The 19570-nt window shown below is 36.1% G+C and carries 17 protein-coding genes; 12 read left to right on the forward strand and 5 right to left on the reverse strand.

Annotation, left to right across the window (positions count from 1 at the left end; genetic code table 11):
* The first annotated feature begins 123 nt into the window (after positions 1–123).
* Genes dnaN through nadD form a run of 6 tightly spaced genes read left to right on the forward strand, consistent with a single transcriptional unit; the run spans position 124 to position 4662 of the window.
* Positions 124–1248 carry a DNA polymerase III subunit beta gene (gene dnaN / locus G5B32_RS08210; RefSeq protein ID WP_165291057.1) on the forward strand — a complete coding sequence of 375 codons (1125 nt, stop codon included), beginning with the start codon at positions 124–126 and terminating at the stop codon, positions 1246–1248.
* 11 nt (positions 1249–1259) lie between these two features.
* Positions 1260–1919: a DedA family protein gene (locus G5B32_RS08215; RefSeq protein ID WP_165291058.1), complete on the forward strand. Its 660-nt coding sequence runs from the start codon at positions 1260–1262 to the stop codon at positions 1917–1919.
* Between the two features lie 25 nt (positions 1920–1944).
* Entirely contained in the window at positions 1945–2580 is a 636-nt protein-coding gene (locus G5B32_RS08220; RefSeq protein ID WP_165291059.1) for a DedA family protein, read from the forward strand.
* Between the two features lie 50 nt (positions 2581–2630).
* The gene (locus G5B32_RS08225) at positions 2631–3506 is read left to right on the forward strand and encodes a YicC/YloC family endoribonuclease (RefSeq protein WP_165291060.1); all 876 of its coding nucleotides are present in this window, start codon (positions 2631–2633) and stop codon (positions 3504–3506) included.
* Positions 3507–3511: 5 nt separating this feature from the next.
* Positions 3512–4081 carry a guanylate kinase gene (gmk, locus tag G5B32_RS08230; RefSeq protein WP_165291061.1) on the forward strand — a complete coding sequence of 190 codons (570 nt, stop codon included), beginning with the start codon at positions 3512–3514 and terminating at the stop codon, positions 4079–4081.
* Complete coding sequence (gene nadD / locus G5B32_RS08235) at positions 4081–4662, forward strand: nicotinate (nicotinamide) nucleotide adenylyltransferase (protein ID WP_165291062.1); 582 nt, start codon at positions 4081–4083, stop codon at positions 4660–4662. Before gmk ends, nadD begins: the two co-directional genes overlap by 1 nt.
* 38 nt (positions 4663–4700) lie before the next feature.
* Here nadD and G5B32_RS08240 read toward each other — a convergent pair whose 3' ends face one another.
* The 3 genes from G5B32_RS08240 to kduI are packed head-to-tail and all read right to left on the reverse strand — an operon-like array spanning position 4701 to position 7436.
* The gene (locus G5B32_RS08240) at positions 4701–5471 is read right to left on the reverse strand and encodes an SDR family oxidoreductase (RefSeq protein WP_165291063.1); all 771 of its coding nucleotides are present in this window, start codon (positions 5469–5471) and stop codon (positions 4701–4703) included.
* 2 nt (positions 5472–5473) lie between these two features.
* Positions 5474–6595, reverse strand: a complete 1122-nt coding sequence (locus G5B32_RS08245; RefSeq protein ID WP_165291064.1) for a DUF4861 family protein — start codon at positions 6593–6595, stop codon at positions 5474–5476.
* A gap of 1 nt (position 6596) precedes the next feature.
* Positions 6597–7436, reverse strand: coding sequence for a 5-dehydro-4-deoxy-D-glucuronate isomerase (gene kduI / locus G5B32_RS08250; protein ID WP_165291065.1), 840 nt, complete (start codon positions 7434–7436; stop codon positions 6597–6599).
* Positions 7437–7607: 171 nt separating this feature from the next.
* On the opposite strand from kduI, the gene G5B32_RS08255 reads away from it, so the two are divergent.
* Positions 7608–7796, forward strand: a complete 189-nt coding sequence (locus G5B32_RS08255) for a CsbD family protein (protein ID WP_165291066.1) — start codon at positions 7608–7610, stop codon at positions 7794–7796.
* Between the two features lie 67 nt (positions 7797–7863).
* Here the strand turns inward: G5B32_RS08255 and G5B32_RS08260 are convergent, their stop codons facing one another.
* Both G5B32_RS08260 and G5B32_RS08265 read right to left on the reverse strand, forming a co-directional pair.
* Positions 7864–9723 (reverse strand): RagB/SusD family nutrient uptake outer membrane protein, encoded by a 1860-nt coding sequence (locus G5B32_RS08260; protein WP_206366842.1) that lies wholly within the window; start codon positions 9721–9723, stop codon positions 7864–7866.
* A gap of 56 nt (positions 9724–9779) precedes the next feature.
* Positions 9780–13040, reverse strand: coding sequence for a SusC/RagA family TonB-linked outer membrane protein (locus tag G5B32_RS08265; RefSeq protein WP_165291068.1), 3261 nt, complete (start codon positions 13038–13040; stop codon positions 9780–9782).
* Between the two features lie 500 nt (positions 13041–13540).
* Between G5B32_RS08265 and surE the strand changes: the two genes are divergently transcribed.
* From surE to G5B32_RS08290, 5 genes are all read left to right on the forward strand, one after another.
* Entirely contained in the window at positions 13541–14320 is a 780-nt protein-coding gene (surE, locus tag G5B32_RS08270) for a 5'/3'-nucleotidase SurE (protein WP_165291069.1), read from the forward strand.
* Positions 14320–14586 carry a hypothetical protein gene (locus tag G5B32_RS08275; protein ID WP_165291070.1) on the forward strand — a complete coding sequence of 89 codons (267 nt, stop codon included), beginning with the start codon at positions 14320–14322 and terminating at the stop codon, positions 14584–14586. Before surE ends, G5B32_RS08275 begins: the two co-directional genes overlap by 1 nt.
* 199 nt (positions 14587–14785) lie before the next feature.
* Positions 14786–15661, forward strand: coding sequence for a menaquinone biosynthesis family protein (locus G5B32_RS08280; protein WP_165291071.1), 876 nt, complete (start codon positions 14786–14788; stop codon positions 15659–15661).
* 123 nt (positions 15662–15784) lie between these two features.
* Positions 15785–19066: a preprotein translocase subunit SecA gene (gene secA / locus G5B32_RS08285; protein ID WP_165291072.1), complete on the forward strand. Its 3282-nt coding sequence runs from the start codon at positions 15785–15787 to the stop codon at positions 19064–19066.
* A 37-nt stretch (positions 19067–19103) separates the two neighbouring features.
* On the forward strand, positions 19104–19562 hold the full coding sequence (locus G5B32_RS08290; RefSeq protein ID WP_165291073.1) for an SPOR domain-containing protein: 459 nt from the start codon (positions 19104–19106) through the stop codon (positions 19560–19562).
* Positions 19563–19570: the final 8 nt, after the last annotated feature.

Consider the following 19570-nt stretch of genomic DNA (forward strand, 5'->3'; position numbering starts at 1 on the left):
AATATTTCATCACAAATGTACTAAAATTAAAATTGTATAAATAAAGGCTTTCGAGTGGCGGGAGATTCGAATTTTAGATTTAAAATCCGTAATATTGCATATAAGTAAATTATCGCAAAAAGCATGAGATTCATTGTATCCACTTCAGTCTTATTAAAACAACTTCAAGTCATCAGTGGCGCGTCAAGTAGTAGTACAGTTCTTCCAATTTTGGAGAACTTCTTGTTTGAAATAAAGGACAATATGCTGACTATTTCAGCTACAGACTTGCAAACAAGTATGGTTACCTCTTTACCTATAGAAGCAAAAGAAGAAGGTCGCGTAGCAATGCCTTCGAAGATTTTGATTGATACATTAAAAACTCTACCAGATCAACCAGTAGCATTTTCAGTAGATACTAAAACATTGGCTATTGAAATTAGTGCGGGTGATGGTAAGTATAAATTAAGTGGTGAAAATGCCGATGATTTTCCTAAAATCCCAGTGGTAGACAATGTGTCTACGGTGAACTTGGCAGCTTCTATTTTATCAGAAGCTATTAACAAAACTATTTTCGCGGTAAGTAACGATGAGTTGCGTCCAGCAATGTCAGGTGTTTTGGTTCAATTGAATGAGCAAAACATTACTTTCGTTTCAACTGATGCACACCGTTTGGTTAGATACCGTCGTACAGATGTAGGTGCAGAAAAATCTACATCTATTATCCTTCCGAAAAAAGCATTGACATTATTGAAATCTTCATTGCCATCGGATGAAACTACCGTTTCTATTGAATACAATAACACGAATGCTTTCTTCCAATTTGGAAGCATCAATTTAATCTGTCGTTTGGTAGATGAACGTTATCCAGATTACGAAGCGGTAATTCCTCAAGTAAATCCTAATAAATTAACGGTTGACCGTTCTTTATTCTTAAATATCTTGCGTCGTGTAGTGATCTTTGCAAACAAAACTACGCATCAAGTACGTTTAAAAATCAACGGTTCAGAATTACATATTTCTGCTGAAGATTTAGATTTCTCTAATGAGGCACACGAAAGATTGAGCTGTCAATTCGAAGGTGACGATATGGAAATCGGCTTCAATGCTAAATTCTTGGTAGAGATGTTGAATAACTTGAACTGCGAGGAAGTGGTATTGGAAATGAGTAGCCCTAATCGTGCTGGTCTTTTGGTTCCTGCCGTGAAAGCAGACAATGAAGATATTTTGATGTTGGTGATGCCGGTAATGTTGAATAACTACAATTAATATTAGCTATTTTGGACATTATCTATTCTTTAATAGACTTCATTCTGCATATAGATGACCATTTGGTAGAGATTGTAAACAATTACCAAACTTGGACATACTTAATTTTGTTCTTAATCATCTTTGTGGAAACTGGAGTTGTAGTTATGCCATTCTTGCCTGGCGATTCATTGCTTTTCGCTGCAGGTATGTTGGCGGCACAGCCGAATGAATTGAATGTTTGGTTGTTAATACTCATCTTATTGGTAGCCGCAATTACAGGTGATTCGTTGAATTATTCTATCGGTAAGAATTTTGGAATGCAGATTACGAAATTTAAGCTGTTCGGTAAACAAATGGTTACGGATGATCAGATAGAAAAGACGCATTCGTTCTATGAAAAATATGGCAGTAAAACCATCGTAATTGCTCGTTTTGTCCCTATTGTACGTACGTTAGCTCCTTTTGTGGGTGGTATAGGCAGAATGAACTACGGTACATTCTTAACTTACAATGTGGTTGGCGCAATATTATGGGTAGGTGGAATTACCTTAGCAGGATATTTCTTAGGTAATATTCCTTTTATAAGAGACAACTTTTCGAAAGTGGTACTGATTATTATATTTTTATCAGTACTACCGATTATATTCGAAGTCATAAGAGAAAAATTTTTCAAGAAAAAGGAAGCCTAAAAGCTTCCTTTTTTGTTTTAGCACTATGGAGGTCATAAGTACTTTAATCGATTTTATATTGCATATTGACCAGCATTTGGTCGGTATTGTCAACGACTATCAATATTGGACGTATTTGATTTTATTTTTAATCATCTTTGCGGAGACAGGATTAGTTGTTACTCCATTTCTTCCGGGTGATTCTGTGTTGTTTGCAATGGGTGCTTTGATAGCCAAGCCTGAGACCGATTTAAGTATCATAGTAATGCTTATTCTACTGATTGTTGCAGCCGTATTAGGTGATTTTGTCAATTACGAGATAGGAAAATATTTTGGCTTTCGTGTTTTTAAAGCGGATTCTAAGATTTTCAAACCCTCATATTTAGAAAAAACCCAAAATTTCTACGCGAAACACGGAAGTAAAACAATTATTTATGCTCGATTTGTTCCCATAGTACGCACCTTCGCTCCTTTTGTAGCGGGCATTAGCAAGATGAACTATAGCCATTTTGGAAAATACAATATTATAGGAGGTATTCTGTGGGTATCGCTTTTCTTATTTGCCGGTTATTTCTTTGGACAGATTGAATTTATTCAAAAGAATTTTTCTTTAGTTGTATTGGCTATCATAGGATTTTCTTTATTGCCTCCTATTATTGAGCTAATAAAAGGTCGCAAATAGATCCTCCGAATAATAATTTCCTTTTAGTCTGATAATTCCTACCTTTGCATATGATAAAATCAATGACTGGCTACGGTGTTGGCACGCATGAGAATGCGAAAGTCAAATACACTGTCGAAATAAAATCCCTTAATTCTAAGTTTTTGGAATTGAATATACGACTTCCCAAAGTTGTATCGGACAAAGAATTGACACTTCGCGGCGAATGCAGCAAGCTTATAGAACGCGGAAAGGTCAATGTTTTGATTTCTTCAGAATACACAGATCAAACTGCCAAAGCTTCTTCTATCAATGCGGAGTTGCTAAAAAAATACTACAATCAATTAAAAGATATTGCTACGGAAGTAGGAGAAGAAACTTCTTCCCTATTTAGCTTGGCGCTTAATATGCCGGAGGTAATTTCTACGAATGATGATGAAGTAGATGAAGAAGAAGGTAAAGTCTTGATGGATGCTTTTTATGCTGCTGTAGAGAAGTTCAATACATTTCGTGCAGATGAAGGTAATATTTTAAAAGTAGACTTAGAAAAACGAGTACATCTTATTCTTTCGTACTTAACAGAAGTAGAAGCTGTCGAAGGAGATCGCATTCCATTGATTCGTGAGCGTCTGAGTCAGTATATGGCAGACGCTGTAGGCAAAGAGAATATTGATAAAAATCGATTTGAGCAAGAGATTGTTTTCTACATAGATAAATTAGATATCACCGAAGAAAAAGTACGTCTGAAAAGCCACTGTAATTACTTTATCAAAGCGTTGAATTCAGACGATTCTAATGGTAAGAAATTAGGTTTTATCTCTCAAGAAATGGGCCGTGAGATCAATACTTTGGGTTCAAAAGCAAATAATGCGGACATACAACAAATCGTAGTTCGTATGAAAGAAGAATTAGAAAAAATCAAAGAACAACTACTAAACGTATTATAAAAAACATGAGCGGAAAGCTAATCATCTTTTCGGCGCCTTCTGGGGCTGGTAAAACAACTATTGTAAAACATTTGCTAAGCAAGTACCCAGATAATTTCGAGTTTTCGATATCTGCAAGCACACGCGAGCCACGAGGTGAAGAAGTAAATGGAAAGGACTACTATTTTATTTCTAAAGAGGAGTTTTTACACCGTGTTGCAAAGCAGGAATTTATCGAGTTTGAAGAAGTATACTCGGGCACTTACTATGGTACGTTGCGTTCAGAAGTAGAACGTATTTGGGCTTTGGGCAAACATGTTATTTTTGATATTGATGTAGTTGGCGGATTGCGTTTACGTTCCAAATTTCCAGATCAAGCGTTAGCAATTTTTGTAAATCCACCTTCTTTAGAAGTATTGAAAGAGCGTCTAGCAGGCAGAGGAACTGATTCAGAAGAAAAACTGCAAGAGCGTTATGCGAAAGCAGAACACGAATTGAGTTTCGCGGATAAATTTGATGTTATCTTAAATAACTTTGAATTAGAAACTGCAAAAGCAGAAGCAGAAGAATTAGTCTTGAATTTCCTTTCTAAATAATGGCAAATAAGAAAATTGGTTTATTTTTTGGCTCGTTTAATCCTATTCACGTAGGGCACTTAATCATTGCCAATTACATGGCTAATTTTACTGAACTGGACGAAGTTTGGTTTGTGGTATCTCCTCAAAATCCTTTCAAAGAAAAGAAATCTTTGGGAAATATGTACGATAGACTAGAAATGGTCAATCTTGCTATAGAGGGGGCAGAAAAGCTTCGGGCTTCTGATATTGAATTCAAGCTACCGCAGCCTTCGTATACTATAGATACGCTTGTTCATTTAGAAGAAAAATATCCGAATAGAGATTTTGTGCTTATCATGGGAGAAGATAATCTTGCCGGATTTGCAAAATGGAAAAATGCCGATATTATTCTTCGTGATTACCGCATCATTGTCTATCCACGTCCGGGATATGATGGAGGAGATTTAAAAGATCACTCTTCTGTAACTATGACAGATACTCCCGTAATGGAATTGTCCTCTACATTTGTTCGCAAAGCGATTAAAGAAGGGAAAAATATTAAGTTCTTTATTCCAGATAAAGTTCTCGAGTTTATAGATAAAAAGGGATTATATCTCTAGAAATATAAAAGACTTAGCCAAAAGCTAAGTCTTTTATATTATCTGCCCATCCAACCACCGTCTACGGTTAGAATGGTACCATGTACGTAGTCTGAAGCTTTGGAAGCTAAGAATACTGCAGGACCTTTGAAATCTTCCGGTTCGCCCCATCGACCCGCCGGAATACGACCTAATATGGAAGCCGAACGTTCAGGATCGTCACGTAAAGCTTCAGTATTGTCCGTAGCAATATAACCCGGTGCAATAGCATTCACATTAACCCCTTTAGACGCCCATTCATTGGCAAAAGCTTTGGTTAATGAACCAATAGCGCCTTTTGAAGCAGCATATCCCGGAACAGTAATTCCGCCTTGGAAAGTCAACAATGAAGCTGTAAAAACAATTTTTCCGCTTCCACGTGAAATCATGTCTTTTCCGATTTCACGCGTCAGGATGAATTGTGCGTTTTGGTTGATTTCAATGATTTCATCCCAATATTCATCCGGATGCTCAGCAGCTGGCTTACGCAATATATTTCCGGCATTATTGAAAAGAATATCTATTACTGGATGATCTTTTTTTACTTGTGTTATAAAAGCATATAATGAGTCTCTATTGGAAAAATCACACTGATAAGCATAGAACTTACGCCCTATAGATTCAATGGATTTCTGTACGGCAGAGCCCTCTAATTCTAACGTTGCAGAAACGCCAATAATATCTGCTCCTGCTTCGGCCAACGCCTCAGCTAAAGCTTTACCAATTCCTCTTTTACATCCCGTTACGATGGCTACTTTACCACTTAAGTCGAAAGCATTTATAATAGACATGATTATTTCAATTTTACTTTTAAAGGTTTACGAATGTGCTCAGCATAATCCTCTACTGCATCTTCCCATTGACCAAAAGAAGTGATTTTGCCTGCTTTATTCCAAGCAGCACCATTGTAGTAGACAAATGTTTTGTTGTTGCTGATTTCTGTTTTCAATAAGAATTGCTTCTCATTTGAATCAATATATTGAACTTTTTGATTGGTTAACACTAAAGCAGTACCAGTATGTCCAGCATCATTAATGTTAGGCTCCCAGTACACTAAGGTTTTATCGTCTTTATCAAATTCTACCTCCGGCTTGCTTTCGTTTCTTTTGGCTAATCCTACGACAACAGGTGTTTTGTTGGCTTGCTTATTATTAAGGTCAACAACTATTTTGTTAAAATTCTGACCAGCGTCAATAGAGATTGTTTTGGTCAAAGCAATCTCTTGATTCTCGATGGTTTGTGGCTCAAATGTTAGTTTAAAGGTGGTGCGCAATGGACCATTATCCAGTATTTGATACGTTCTATAATGCTTCGTAAACTGAATAGTATTGTTATGGTATAAAGCAATGTCACCCGCACCTAACGTTTGTCCTACAGAATAATAATCTAATCCTTCACCATGGTCTTTGTGATAATCATCACCTTTGTACCATTTATTGACAACTAAATTTTCGGTACGCTTTGCCCAATAATCCATTCCTTGTGCATCATCCGCTCTACCTTCTAAAGCCTTACCATACATACGAAAAGCTACAACGTCATTTTCCCAAGCGAAGTCATCAAATCTTTCGGGAACATATCGTGCATAAGTTTTTGATGGAAAAGATGGAGCTTTGTCTTTTGATACAACGAGGTTTAATTTTCCTTTCGAAGAAATCGGAACTTGTACCAATACATTTTGGGGTTGGCTTTGTCCTAATTTCTCCAATTGGTGTAAATAAACTTTCCCTGAAGCTTGATCTTTTATCGTAAAAATAGTGTCTACTCCAAAATGCTTCGTGAATTTCGAAAATGGTATGCTTACTAATTCTAATCGATTATTATCGGTAGGATTGGTAATGGAAATAGATTTCTGTGCCCATGCTGAACCAACAAAGGCACTAGAAATAACCATATAACTAATTAACTTTTTCATGTTATTTTAAATCAGTGATAGCAGATTTGTCCATATCGTCATAGTCCATATTTTCACCAGCCATACCCCAGATAAAAGTATAGTTACTCGTACCAGCACCTGAGTGAATAGACCATGGTGGAGATATGACAGCTTGCTCATTGTGCATCCAAATATGACGGGTTTCTTCTACTGGACCCATAAAGTGTGATACAGCCTGTCCTTCAGGAACTTCAAAATAGAAGTATACTTCCATGCGACGGTCATGCGTGTGGGATGGCATCGTGTTCCAAACAGAACCTGTTTTAAGTTCTGTCATTCCCATTTGCAATTGACATGTCTGAATGACCGTATGCAGCAACATCTGATTTATCGTGCGGTGATTGGCTGTTTCTAAAGTGCCTAATTCTAGTTTGTTCGCATCTGCTTTAGTTACTTTTTTTGTGGGATAACTATGGTGGGCTGGTGTCGAATTTAAATAGAATTTTGCAGAAGATTCTGGGTTTTCACTGCTAAAATAAACTTCTTTTGCTCCTTTCCCGATGTACAATGCTTCTTTGTTTTTTAATTCAAAAACTTCTCCATCAACTTCGACTTGTCCAGATCCTCCTACATTGATAATGCCTAATTCTCTTCTAGACAAGAAATACGGTTCTTTTAAAAGAGGTTCTATAGTTTCTAATTTGATTTTGTTATTTACAGGAAAGGCTCCTCCGGCCATATATCTGTCGTAATGTGTGTACACAAAATGAATTTCATCTTCTACAAATAACTTCTCAATAAGGAAGTTTTCGCGAAGTCCTTTTGTATCTAATGATTTGTACTCATTTGGGCCGATTGCGTATCTAGATTCGTAAGTCATAGTATAAAAACTGATTTATCCTGGTTATTATTTAAAAATAGACCTTTCTTTTGAAGAAAGCGAACTACAATATGAAAAGCTCTATTTGTAACGATTTCGTAACAACTATGTGACAAACATGCATTGCTTTGAGTTGTTGTATAAGAGTATAATCAAATAAAACACACAACTATGGATAAGCTAGATTTAAAAGGAAAATGGAACGAAATGAAAGGTAAAGTGAAGCAAGAATACGCTGAACTTACAGATGATGATTTAAAATATGAAGAAGGTAAAGATGATGAATTATTGGGACGCCTTCAGCAAAAATTAGGAAAAGCTAGAGAAGAAGTCGTAGACTGGTTAAAAGGTCTAGGTTAATTTTAAATCTTTTAAAAAAAACAATAAAACCCTCCAATCTCTTGGAGGGTTTTATTGTTTTTAGTGACTACTCTGTGTATCCAGGGTTTTGAACTAACTTAGAGTTCTTTCGAATCTCATCTCTTGAAAGAGGTAAGAAATAGAGCTGATTCTTCCAAACTCTGTTTTCTTTAGTATTAAACTCTTGTGGAGAATATGTATAATTATAAATTGACTCATCGTATTTATAAATATTACTTAAAGTTTTTCCAGCTTTGAATTTACCTTCAATAACAACTATAGTTACTTTCCGACCTAATGTTTGATCCGCGATTAACCATCTTCTTGCATCAAAAAATCTTTGTTCTTCATAGGCCATTTCTATTCTTTTTTCATGACGAAAAATTTCTCGAAGCTCATTTTGATTAGTTGTTGAAATTGCTGGCATACCTGCTCTGAATCTTATTTTATTAATCCAATCTCTTGCAATAGTGGTTTCCCCCAATTCAATACTAGCCTCAATATAATTAAAAACCGCTTCTGTATACCTAAAATATGGCCATGGAACGAATTGTCGTGCTTGTGCATCAATAATTTCTGGGTTTGGGTCTATAAATTTACTGACATAATATCCTGTCCAAGTACCATTATGTGCTTCTTTTGGTCCTTGTTTAGTATCTAATCCTGCATATTTTATCAATTTACCATCCAGCATTAAGTCGTAAGTACCCGTTTGAATTTGATTAGCTGGGTCAGCAGGATTATCGCGAGGCTTCCAAGCTGCCCCATCATATAATATTGATGCATAAAAACGTGGGTCTCTATTTTTATATGGTGCTGTTTTATGGTCTGGATTACTCCAGCTGAACTTAGTTCCATCAATCATTTCGTAATCATCTACCAACAGTCCTATAGGTTGATTGCCTCCCCAGTTGTTATATCCATTCGGACCATTATCACGAGCGTGCGCTGAACTTTGTTCTGTAATAAAATATCTTGCAAACAATAATTCTGAAGAAGCTGTAGCATCAATGTTAGGATCTTTACTGCCTCCGCCCATAGCTATGCTTTTATAATTTATTCTACCTTGTGCAGCGGTAACAGGTGCATTTAAATTAAGTTTGTATCCTGTACTAGCATCGATTACAGCTTTCGCAGCAGTTTGTGCCAATCTATATCTATCTTGTTGTGAACCCTGAGTATAAGCGAGTAAATCTATTTTTTGATTCAAATCACTTATGTCTTTTACTTTAGCAGTTAATTTATCTTTATCGTGCAAATCACTAGCTGCGTAAATTAGCATTCTAGACTTTAATGCTAAAATAGCGTTTTTATTAACTCTTCCTTTTTCTAAAACACTACTCCCTAAACGATTTAAAGCTTCATCGCAATCTTTGATTACTTGATCTACACACGTCGCATAAGAGCTACGTTCGATCTCATAAGTTTCAAAATCTTCTGTATAAGGATAACTGTTGAGGATAAGCGGTACACCTCCATAATATCTCAATAGTTGATGATAGCAATAAGCGCGGATGAAATAAGCTTGAGCTAGAAGTTTATCTTTATCGGATTGATTTGTAATACCATTTTGGGTATCATCAGTTAATCTTTCAATAGCTATGTTACTAAATCGTATGTATACATACATTCTTTCCCACCAACGAGAAGTACCTCCCCAGCCTTGATTAACACCGTTTATATTACCTGTATTAAGAAGTAGAAACGCATCTGTATGATTCCAAATAGATTCATCGGTAGCTGATGCCTGCATTTGCTCTGTAAATCCAGAATTACTAGCTTCAAAAACATTATAAATATCACTTACAAATTTCTCGGCCAAAATAGGATCTTGCCATACTAATTCGTCAGAAAAACGATCCCTTGGGGCAATATTCAGAAAATCGTCACTACATGATGTCAGCGCAAGCAATAAGATGACAATCATATAGATTTTTTGCTTTATTAATATCATTTTCATTTGTCTTTATTTAATTGTAAGATTTAAAAAGCGGCTTTTAAACCAAAATTTAGGATTCGGGATTGTGGGTAATACTGTCCTGTACTATTATTAGCCTCAGGATCCCAAATTTTTATCTTATCAAAAGTTACTAAGTTGATTCCGTTTGTATATATCCTCAACGAATTCAGACCAATTTTGCTAGTTAATGTGGAAGGTAGTGTATAACCAAGCTCAACATTTTTGATTCTGAGATAATTTGTGCTTCTTACCCAATATGTGTTATCTCCTGTAAAATATGCATCCCCTCTATTTGTTAGGCGTGGATCTACATCGCTCGGATTGTCAATACTCCATCTGTTGTTATAATTCCATTCTAAATAATTACCTATCAATCCCGATTCTGTTGGTCCTATTCTACGCATACCACCAGTTGCACCCTGTAATAAAACACTTAAATCAAGACCTTTATAATCTGCTCCTAAAGTAATACCGCCGGTAAAGGTCGGGCTACCATTTTTATCTAATCTGACTCTATCGTCACTTGTTATCTTACCATCACCATTGTAATCGACGTATTTCATGTCACCAGGTAATAATCTTCCATCACGCAGACCTAATGCGGAATAATCTATAGTGTTTGCATCAATTGATGCTTGGTCTATGAAAATTCCATCATATAAATATACTAGCCATGCATCAGTTACTTTTCCAATTTGCTTTTGGTAATCTAAAGTATTTGGAGGATCGCTGGAATACTGCACATTGTTTTTAGCATAACCGCCATTTATTCCAACATTATAAGAGAAGTCTCCTTTTTGATCACGAAATGAAATATTGAATTCATATCCTTTGTTGGTAAGGTTTCCTAAATTTGCAATTGGTAAGTTGCCAGATATACCAGTACTTACAGGTATTACTCCAGGGTTTTTAGTTAATACATTTGTACGTTTATTGTAAAAATAATCTAATTCAATAGATAGTTTATTGCTAAAAAGGGTTGCGTCTAAACCTATGTTACTATTATTTGCAACCTCCCAAGTGAATGCAGGATTAGGAATATCACTTTCATAAAGTGTCTGAAAAATTCTATCATTAAACACACCTGATCCAGTATTCATAAGAGATAAGTATTTATATTCTTGCAAACTGCCTCCATAATAAGCTTCAGCTCCCATTTGTCCCCAAGAACCCCTTATTTTTAGGTTATTTACAAAAGAAACATTGTCTTTGAAGAAACTCTCCTCTGAAATTCTCCAACCTGCAGAGATACCAGGGAAAAAACCAAATCTTTTTTCAGGTGGGAAAATGTAAGATCCGTCAACTCTCCAGTTAAATTCTAATAGATATTTTTGGTTATAATCGTAATTGAAACGTCCATAATAACTTAGACGAGCGCGATCAAATACATTTTCATTTCCTAAATTTTCTCTTTCTCTATCACCAAAATTTAATTGCTCTACCTGCGTAGAAGGGAAATCCATTCTTGATGCAAAAAAACCATTATTTGTAACTTTTTCGCGGGTTAGACCAGCGATAGCAGAGAAATTGTGTACTTCATTGAATTGCTTATCATAAGAAATCAATGCCGAAAGATTAATTCCTAATTGATCATCCGTGCTTTCTCTCAGTTGAGCCTTAGGCTCAATTCCTCTTGGTATATATCCTTCTAATTTTGGTGTTACACCATCTGCTTCAAATGATACTTTGTCCCAATCGTACAACATCCAAGGTGTTTCCCATCTTTTAGATCTTCCCCAATATTTGTCTAAAGATGCAGTACCAGTTACTTTTAAACCTTCAACACCTGGTATTTTTATATCAATTGTTCCTGTGTTCTGTAAATAATCTCTAGTATTACGGTCATATCCTGTTTCACCTGTAGTAATTACAACGGGATTTGCTCCATATTCTAAATCAGGTCCTGGTAAGCCATTTGGCCAGACGGCTATGTTTGTTGGTAAGCCTCGGAGTAAAAATCTAAATATATCACCTGCTCCACGAGTAGGAAAATTACGAGACTCTTCCCTTCCAGTAATTGCTAGTCGAGTAGTGATATATTCACTTAGTTTAAATTCTAAATTTGCACGTAAATCATATTGCTTAAAGAAGGTAGCAGAATTTTTATAAACCGCATCTTGGTTGAGATATCCTAGGGAAATCAAGTAGCGCGAATTATCTGTACCTCCAGTTAATTGTAAATTATGTCTCTGTTGAGGAGACCATGTTTTTAGCGCGGCATCATACCAATCTGTATTCGGAAATCTTAATGGATCCGACCCATTGATATATTTTTGTCTGTCCTCAGGTTTATACACTGCTTCTACAGTTCTATTAGGAAAATCATATGTACCATTTCCAGAATTTATTCCTTCCCAAACGGCTTTCCAATTGGCTGGGTCTTCACCATATACTTTAGTAACCTCATTGATAATATTGGTGTATTGTTCAGAGTTCGCCATTTTAGGTAATCGCGTAGGTTGCCCAATACCAACATTTAAATCATAAGAGAGGGTTGGTTTTCCTTGTTTTCCTTGTTTTGTGGTAATCAAAATTACGCCATTACCGGCTCTTGAACCATAAATGGCAGCCGAGGCATCTTTTAAAACAGATACACTTTCTACGTCATTTGGGTTTATACGATCAATTCCTCCTGCCCTCTGCGGCACGCCATCAATAACAATTAAAGGATCACTATTTCCTCCAGATAAGGAATTAATACCGCGTATACGAATACTGGAACCATCATAGCCAGGTTCACCACTATTTTGCATTGCTGTGACCCCTGGTAAACGGCCAGCAAAGGAGTTTGATAAATTTACTGAAGAGGACTTAGCCAATTCATCACCTTTAACGGTTGCTATGGCACCTGATACTACCGCCTTTTTCTGTGTACCATAACCCACCACCACTACTTCATCAATGATTTCATTGTCTGAACTTAACATCACATCGATAGTAGCACGATTATTTACGTTTTCAGTAATGGACTGCATACCAATCATAGAAAAACTTAACTGAGCGCTAGTAGGGACATTTTTTAGCTCGTACTGACCATTAGCATTCGTAGTTGTTGCAATGGTAGTGCCCACTACAGATACTGTAACTCCTGCGATTGGTTGGTTAGTTTGTGGATCGCGGACAGTACCTTTCACAGTAATGTTTTGTTGTGGCGAAGTAATTTTTAGCGATTCATAAGTGTTTGCATAGCCGCTTTGTACCGTGATGCATAAGCAACACGCTACTGCGCTTGATACCCATACGAATCTTCTCAATCCTTCATTTGGATAAAAATTCGAGATCATAATAAGTGTTAAAATTTAATTAAATTGATTATCTGTGTGTATTTAAAACTCTATTTAATTAGATAAATGGAGATTCAAAAAATATTTTTATTATCATCAGTTTATAATAGTTGATTAAACGTTAGGTTTTAGAATTTTTTAACATTTTTTAATGTCAAATTATAATTCAAAATATTTAACGAAGTTTTAACTGTTTTGTTTTAGACAAAATAATTTATTTATATAATTATCTGGTTCTTAGTTTTTTATTTTGTTTGTTGTTTGAGAATATCTTAATAAAAAATGGACAAATTAAAGATACCTGAATAAGTAAGTAGATTTTGATTAAAAGTTTTGTATCATATACTTGTTAAAAATGAAGAAAAAGTAGGTGTTAGAGTGCATGATATACGGTATTGCCTCATTAAGTTGTAGTCTCTGCCACGTATTATTAACTAAAATTATATAAGGAAATTATACTTGTAGAATTACAATATGTATTATTTCCATAACTTAGCATTATGGCAAATTCAAGACCGACAATATTAGTTGTCAATGATGATGGGATAACAGCGCCAGGTATAAAGGTGTTGTTAGAAGAGATGCAAAAGTTAGGTAATGTGGTTGTGGTAGCTCCTGATGCACCTCAGTCTGGTATGGGGCACGCTATTACAATTGGAAAACCTCTTCGACTGGATAAAATCCAATTGTATGAAGGTGTGGAGATGTATAAATGTTCTGGGACCCCAGTAGACTGCGTAAAATTAGCCGTTGATCGAATTTTTAAGGATCAAAAGCCTGATTTGTGTGTTTCTGGAATTAATCATGGATTGAATTATTCTATCAATGTGTTGTATTCAGGTACGATGTCTGCTGCTGTGGAGGGGGCTATTGAAGGGATTCCTTCAATAGGATTCTCACTAGATGATTTTTCACATGGAGCTGACTTTTCACATACTCGTCCATATGTGTTGAGTATTGCAGAGCAAGTTTTAAATAATGGCCTTCCAAAAGGAACATTGCTAAATGTGAATTTCCCGCACATTGAAAAAGGTATTAAAGGCATAAAAATTTGTCGTCAAGCCAATGGTAATTGGGTTGAAGAGTTTGAATACCGCGTTGACCCACATAATAGAGATTATTTTTGGATGACTGGAAGGTACGATTGGGTAGATCGTGGAGAGGACACGGATGTGTTTGCTATTAATAATGGGTATGCATCTATTGTACCTACACAATTCGACATGACAGCGCATCATGCCATACCAGAATTGAATTCTTGGTCTTTCGATGTAAAATAATGCAAAGGAATAGTTATTTAGCAGGTGTGTTAGTTGGTGTGATTGCACCTGGGTTCGCTTATATAATATCTACTTATACTACGCTGCAACAATCATTGTTTTCAGATAAGCCCATTGCATTTTACGTGATTGCTGCGGTAATCAATTTGATAATAGTTCGATTTTCATTTCGTGCCGGTCAGGACAAATTTGCTAAGGGGATTGTTTTAATTACCTTTTTAGCTATGTTGGTTTTGATTTTTGCGACTAAATTGAAAGTAGGTTAATAATAATTGACAATTGATATTTATGAATTATTAATTATTGAGATTTTCTCTTTACATCGAAATGAAGGTGTTATCACGTCATTTCGAACAGAACAAAGAGAAATCTAAAGATTTAAAAATGGATTTCTGAGAACATTAAAGTCTGTAATTTAATAGATTGCTTTTATCTTCGGAATAACATAATATAAAATATTATACTATGAAATTAAGTTTAGGCTTTTCGCCTTGTCCAAACGATACATTTATTTTTGATGCATTGATACATCACAAAATCGATACGGAAGGTTTGGATTTTGAGGTAGAATATCATGATGTGGAGACACTAAATAAAAAGGCTTTTAAAAAGGAATTAGCCATAACAAAGTTAAGCTATCATGCTTTCGCTTATGCGGTAGAAGATTATGAGCTATTGGATGCAGGTTCTGCTTTGGGATTTGGTGTTGGTCCATTATTAATAGCAAAAAATCAAGAATTAGCCGAAAAGCTTTCTTCTTTCGCAGGACAAAATCTTCCTCAGGAATTTCAACATCTTAAAATCGGTATTCCAGGGAAATTTACTACAGCTAATTTTCTGTTAGGATTAGCTTATCCTGAATTACAAAACAAAGAAATCTTAGTTTTTTCGGATATTGAATCGGCTTTATTGAAGGGTGAAATTGATTTAGGCTTAATTATTCATGAGAATCGCTTTACTTATCAAGATAAAGGATTATATAAAGTTGTCGACCTAGGAGATTTTTGGGAAAAGACGACAGAAAGTCCGATTCCCCTTGGAGGAATTGTCATAAGTAGAGATTTGCCGAATGAAATCAAGGATAAAGTAAATCGTTTAATTCGAAAAAGTGTAGAATATGCTTTTGCAAATCCAAAATCCGGATTAGAATATATTCGATCGCATGCGCAAGAAATGGAAGAATCGGTCATGTACAAACACATAGAACTCTATGTAAATCAATATTCCATAGACTTAGGCGAGCTAGGTAAAAAGGCAATTACTTCCATGTTTGATAGAGCAAATGAATTAAATATTGTACCTAAAACCGAAAAAAATATTTTTTTGATAGGAAATGATTAAAAATCTATTATAAGATTGAAAGTTATCATTTCGAATAATTAAATTTGCCCGATTAGTGCCAAAATGTCCTGAGTAAGAGTTTGGATTCAATTTTGCGCATGTGCATAGAGATAAAATAAAATTATGTTAAAATTCTTAAGTAAATTATTTGGTAGCAAGTCAGAACGTGATATCAAATCTATACAACCTATAGTTGAGAAGATTAAAGGGGAATATAGTAAGCTAACCAATTTGTCACATGACGAGCTTCGTGCTAAAACAATTGAATTCAAAAGCCGTATCCAGGAATATTTAAAAGAAATCGATGCCGAAATCGCTGAACAGAAAAATAAAGCGGATGATCATTCCGTAGATATTTCTGAAAAAACAGAGGTTTACGAGAAAATAGATAAATTAAATAAAGAGCGTGATAAAAAGCTTGAGGAGGTATTAGCAGATATCTTACCTGAAGCTTTTGCTGTTGTAAAAGAGACCGCTCGTCGTCTTACTGAAAATCCATTTTTGGAAGTTACAGCTACCGATTTTGATAGAGAAATTGCGGCTCGTAAAGCTAACGTGACTATCGTAGGTGACAAAGCGCAATGGGCTAACAAATGGTTAGCAGCAGGTAATGAAGTAACATGGAATATGATTCATTACGATGTGCAGTTAATCGGCGGTATAGTGTTACACCAAGGTAAAATCGCAGAGATGATGACGGGTGAGGGTAAAACGTTGGTAGGAACATTGCCTACTTACTTAAATGCGCTTTCAGGTCAAGGTGTACACATCGTAACAGTGAATGATTACTTAGCAAAACGTGACTCGGAATGGAATGCTCCATTATTTGAGTTCCACGGATTGTCAGTAGACTGTATCGATAAACACCAACCAAACTCACCACAGCGTCGTAAAGCTTACCAATCGGATATTGTATACGGTACAAACAACGAGTTTGGTTTCGACTACCTGCGTGACAACATGACGCAAACACCAGACGCCATGGTTCAACGCAAATTACACTTTGCGATGATCGATGAGGTGGATTCGGTTTTAATTGATGATGCACGTACACCATTGATTATCTCTGGTCCTATCCCAATGGGTGACCAACACGAATTTTATCAATTGAAACCACGTATCGAGCGTTTGGTAAATGCACAAAAAGCATATATCAATACGGTATTTAATGAAGCTAAAAAAGCTATCGCTGCGGGCGATACTGATCCTGAAAAAGGTGGTTTAGCTTTATTCCGTGCTTACAGAGGTTTACCTAAAAATAAAGCGTTGATTAAATTCTTAAGTGAAAATAATCACCGTCAAATTTTACAAAAGGTAGAAAACTTCTACATGTCCGAGCAAAATCGTCATATGCCAAAAGCAGACAAAGAGCTTTTCTTTGTGATTGACGAGAAAAATAATCAAGTAGAGCTTACAGAAAAAGGTATTGAGTTGATTACAGCTCAGGGAGAAGATCCAAGTTTCTTCATTTTACCAGATGTCGGTACTGAAATAGCAGAGATCGAAAAATCTGAAATTTCTTTAGAAGAGAAAGCTGCGCGCAAAGATGAATTATTGCGTGATTACTCTGTAAAAGCTGAACGTATTCACTCGATTAATCAATTATTGAAAGCTTATACGCTTTTCGAAATTGATGATCAATATATCGTTGACGAAGGTAAGGTAAAGATCGTAGATGAGCAGACAGGTCGTATTATGGACGGTCGTCGTTATTCAGATGGTCTTCACCAAGCTATCGAAGCGAAAGAGAATGTAAAAGTAGAAGACGCGACACAAACGTACGCTACGATTACCCTGCAAAACTACTTCCGTATGTACCACAAATTAGCAGGTATGACGGGTACAGCCTCTACGGAAGCAGGTGAGCTTTGGGAAATCTATAAATTAGACGTTGTTGAAATTCCTACCAACAGAGGAATTCAACGTGAAGATAAACAAGACTTCATTTACCGTACAGCTCGTGAGAAATACAATGCGGTAGCACAAGAAATTCAAACATTGACAGAAGCAGGTCGTCCTGTATTAGTAGGTACAACTTCGGTTGAGATTTCTGAATTATTGAGCCGTATGTTGAAATTACGTGGTATCAAACACAATGTGTTAAACGCGAAATTGCACCAACGTGAAGCGGAGATTGTTGCTGAAGCTGGTCGTCCAGGACAGGTAACTATTGCGACGAACATGGCGGGTCGTGGTACGGATATCAAATTGACAGAAGAGGTAATTAAGGCTGGTGGTTTAGCCATCATCGGTACGGAGCGTCATGAATCTCGTCGTGTTGACCGTCAGTTACGTGGTCGTGCTGGTCGTCAAGGTGACCCAGGCTCGTCCCAATTCTTCGTGTCTTTAGAAGATCCATTGATGCGTTTATTCGCTTCAGAGCGTATATCTAATATCATGGTGAAAATGGGTGTTGAGGAAGGCGAAGTAATGCAACACAGCATGTTAACTAAATCAATCGAGCGTGCACAACGAAAAGTAGAGGAAAACAACTTCGGTATTCGTAAACGTCTATTGGAATATGATGACGTAATGAACTCACAACGTAATGTAATCTATACAAAACGTAAAAATGCATTATTCGGAGAACGTTTGGATGTAGATTTGAACAATACGATTTACGATGTAGTAGAAGATGTTGTAATAAGTGCTAAAGAAGATGGTTCATACGATGAGTTCCAAATCGAAGTAATTCGTTTATTCTCAATTGATCCTGCTATTTCAGCTGAAGAGTTTTCATCCACTAGTGTAGATAACTTGACAGATAAATTATTCACTCAAGTAATTACTCATTATCAAAATAAAGCTAAAACTGTTGCTTCGCAGACTTTACCAGTATTGAAAAATGTATTGGCAGAGCGCGGGGACATGGTCGAGAATATTGTAGTTCCTTTTACGGATGGAATTCGTGGAATTCAAGTTTCTACAAACTTGAAAAAAGCAGTAGATTCTGAAGGAGAGGATGTATTCAGATCCTTTGAAAAAGGCATAGTTCTTGCTTTAATTGATGAAGCGTGGAAAGAGCACTTGCGTGAGATGGACGATTTGAAACAATCTGTTCAAAACGCAGTTTACGAACAAAAAGACCCAATCATTATTTACAAAATGGAAGCTTTCAACTTGTTCAAGTCAATGTTAGCTTCTATGAATAAAGATATCGTAAGCTTCTTGTTCAAAGGGGAAATTCCAGGACAACAACAACCTCAAAATATTGAAGAGGCAAAACCTATTCCTGCTCAACCCGCTAATGTGAAAGCTACTAAAGAAGATTTGGATTCACCTACAGGCGTCTCCGAAGAAGATATAGCTGTTACACAACCTATTCGCAAGGAACAAACTGTCGGCAGAAACGACGAATGTCCTTGTGGTTCAGGATTGAAATACAAAAATTGTCACGGTAAATAGCCGTCTGCAATTTCATATAAAGGAGTAAAAATTAGAGATGTTGTATCAAAAAGGATTGATTTTATTAAGTGCAATTTGCTTGATGTGTATTCAAGCTAAAGGACAAGAAGGTAATAATGTAATCATTCAGCAAGATTCGCTTATTACGTTATTGCAGAACTTTAGAGCGGCCAATGAAATCAATCCTACAACAGCTCGACTTATCAGCTTAGGTTCCAAGCCTGTTGATAAAGCTAAAGCTACTCGCGTAAAGCGTAAAGGTTTTAGAGTGCAAATCTATGCTGGATCGAATCGAAGTGAAGCATATGCTATACAGGCAAGATTTAGAAATCAACATTCAGATATAGACACTTACATTTCATATTCTGAACCTAATTATAGAGTGAAGGTTGGTGACTTTAGAAGTAGAGCCCAAGCCAACGAATTTATGCGTACCATCCGTTCCCAATACAAAAATGTTTTTATCTTCCAAGAAGATATTTGGGTCTGGGAATAATCAACTTA

This window comes from Sphingobacterium sp. SGL-16 (assembly GCF_011043515.1).
GTDB classification, from domain to species: Bacteria; Bacteroidota; Bacteroidia; order Sphingobacteriales; family Sphingobacteriaceae; genus Sphingobacterium; species Sphingobacterium litopenaei.

What these genes read in the sequence shown, in the direction of transcription:
- dnaN (WP_165291057.1), top strand. Translation starts at nt 124, where the DNA reads ATGAGATTCATTGTATCCACTTCAGTCTTATTAAAACAACTTCAAGTC.
- G5B32_RS08220 (WP_165291059.1), top strand. Translation starts at nt 1,945, where the DNA reads ATGGAGGTCATAAGTACTTTAATCGATTTTATATTGCATATTGACCAG.
- G5B32_RS08225 (WP_165291060.1), top strand. Translation starts at nt 2,631, where the DNA reads ATGATAAAATCAATGACTGGCTACGGTGTTGGCACGCATGAGAATGCG.
- gmk (WP_165291061.1), top strand. Translation starts at nt 3,512, where the DNA reads ATGAGCGGAAAGCTAATCATCTTTTCGGCGCCTTCTGGGGCTGGTAAA.
- nadD (WP_165291062.1), top strand. Translation starts at nt 4,081, where the DNA reads ATGGCAAATAAGAAAATTGGTTTATTTTTTGGCTCGTTTAATCCTATT.
- G5B32_RS08240 (WP_165291063.1), bottom strand. Translation starts at nt 5,471, where the DNA reads ATGTCTATTATAAATGCTTTCGACTTAAGTGGTAAAGTAGCCATCGTA.
- G5B32_RS08245 (WP_165291064.1), bottom strand. Translation starts at nt 6,595, where the DNA reads ATGAAAAAGTTAATTAGTTATATGGTTATTTCTAGTGCCTTTGTTGGT.
- kduI (WP_165291065.1), bottom strand. Translation starts at nt 7,436, where the DNA reads ATGACTTACGAATCTAGATACGCAATCGGCCCAAATGAGTACAAATCA.
- G5B32_RS08255 (WP_165291066.1), top strand. Translation starts at nt 7,608, where the DNA reads ATGGATAAGCTAGATTTAAAAGGAAAATGGAACGAAATGAAAGGTAAA.
- G5B32_RS08260 (WP_206366842.1), bottom strand. Translation starts at nt 9,723, where the DNA reads ATGATTGTCATCTTATTGCTTGCGCTGACATCATGTAGTGACGATTTT.
- G5B32_RS08265 (WP_165291068.1), bottom strand. Translation starts at nt 13,040, where the DNA reads ATGATCTCGAATTTTTATCCAAATGAAGGATTGAGAAGATTCGTATGG.
- surE (WP_165291069.1), top strand. Translation starts at nt 13,541, where the DNA reads ATGGCAAATTCAAGACCGACAATATTAGTTGTCAATGATGATGGGATA.
- G5B32_RS08275 (WP_165291070.1), top strand. Translation starts at nt 14,320, where the DNA reads ATGCAAAGGAATAGTTATTTAGCAGGTGTGTTAGTTGGTGTGATTGCA.
- G5B32_RS08280 (WP_165291071.1), top strand. Translation starts at nt 14,786, where the DNA reads ATGAAATTAAGTTTAGGCTTTTCGCCTTGTCCAAACGATACATTTATT.
- secA (WP_165291072.1), top strand. Translation starts at nt 15,785, where the DNA reads ATGTTAAAATTCTTAAGTAAATTATTTGGTAGCAAGTCAGAACGTGAT.
- G5B32_RS08290 (WP_165291073.1), top strand. Translation starts at nt 19,104, where the DNA reads ATGTTGTATCAAAAAGGATTGATTTTATTAAGTGCAATTTGCTTGATG.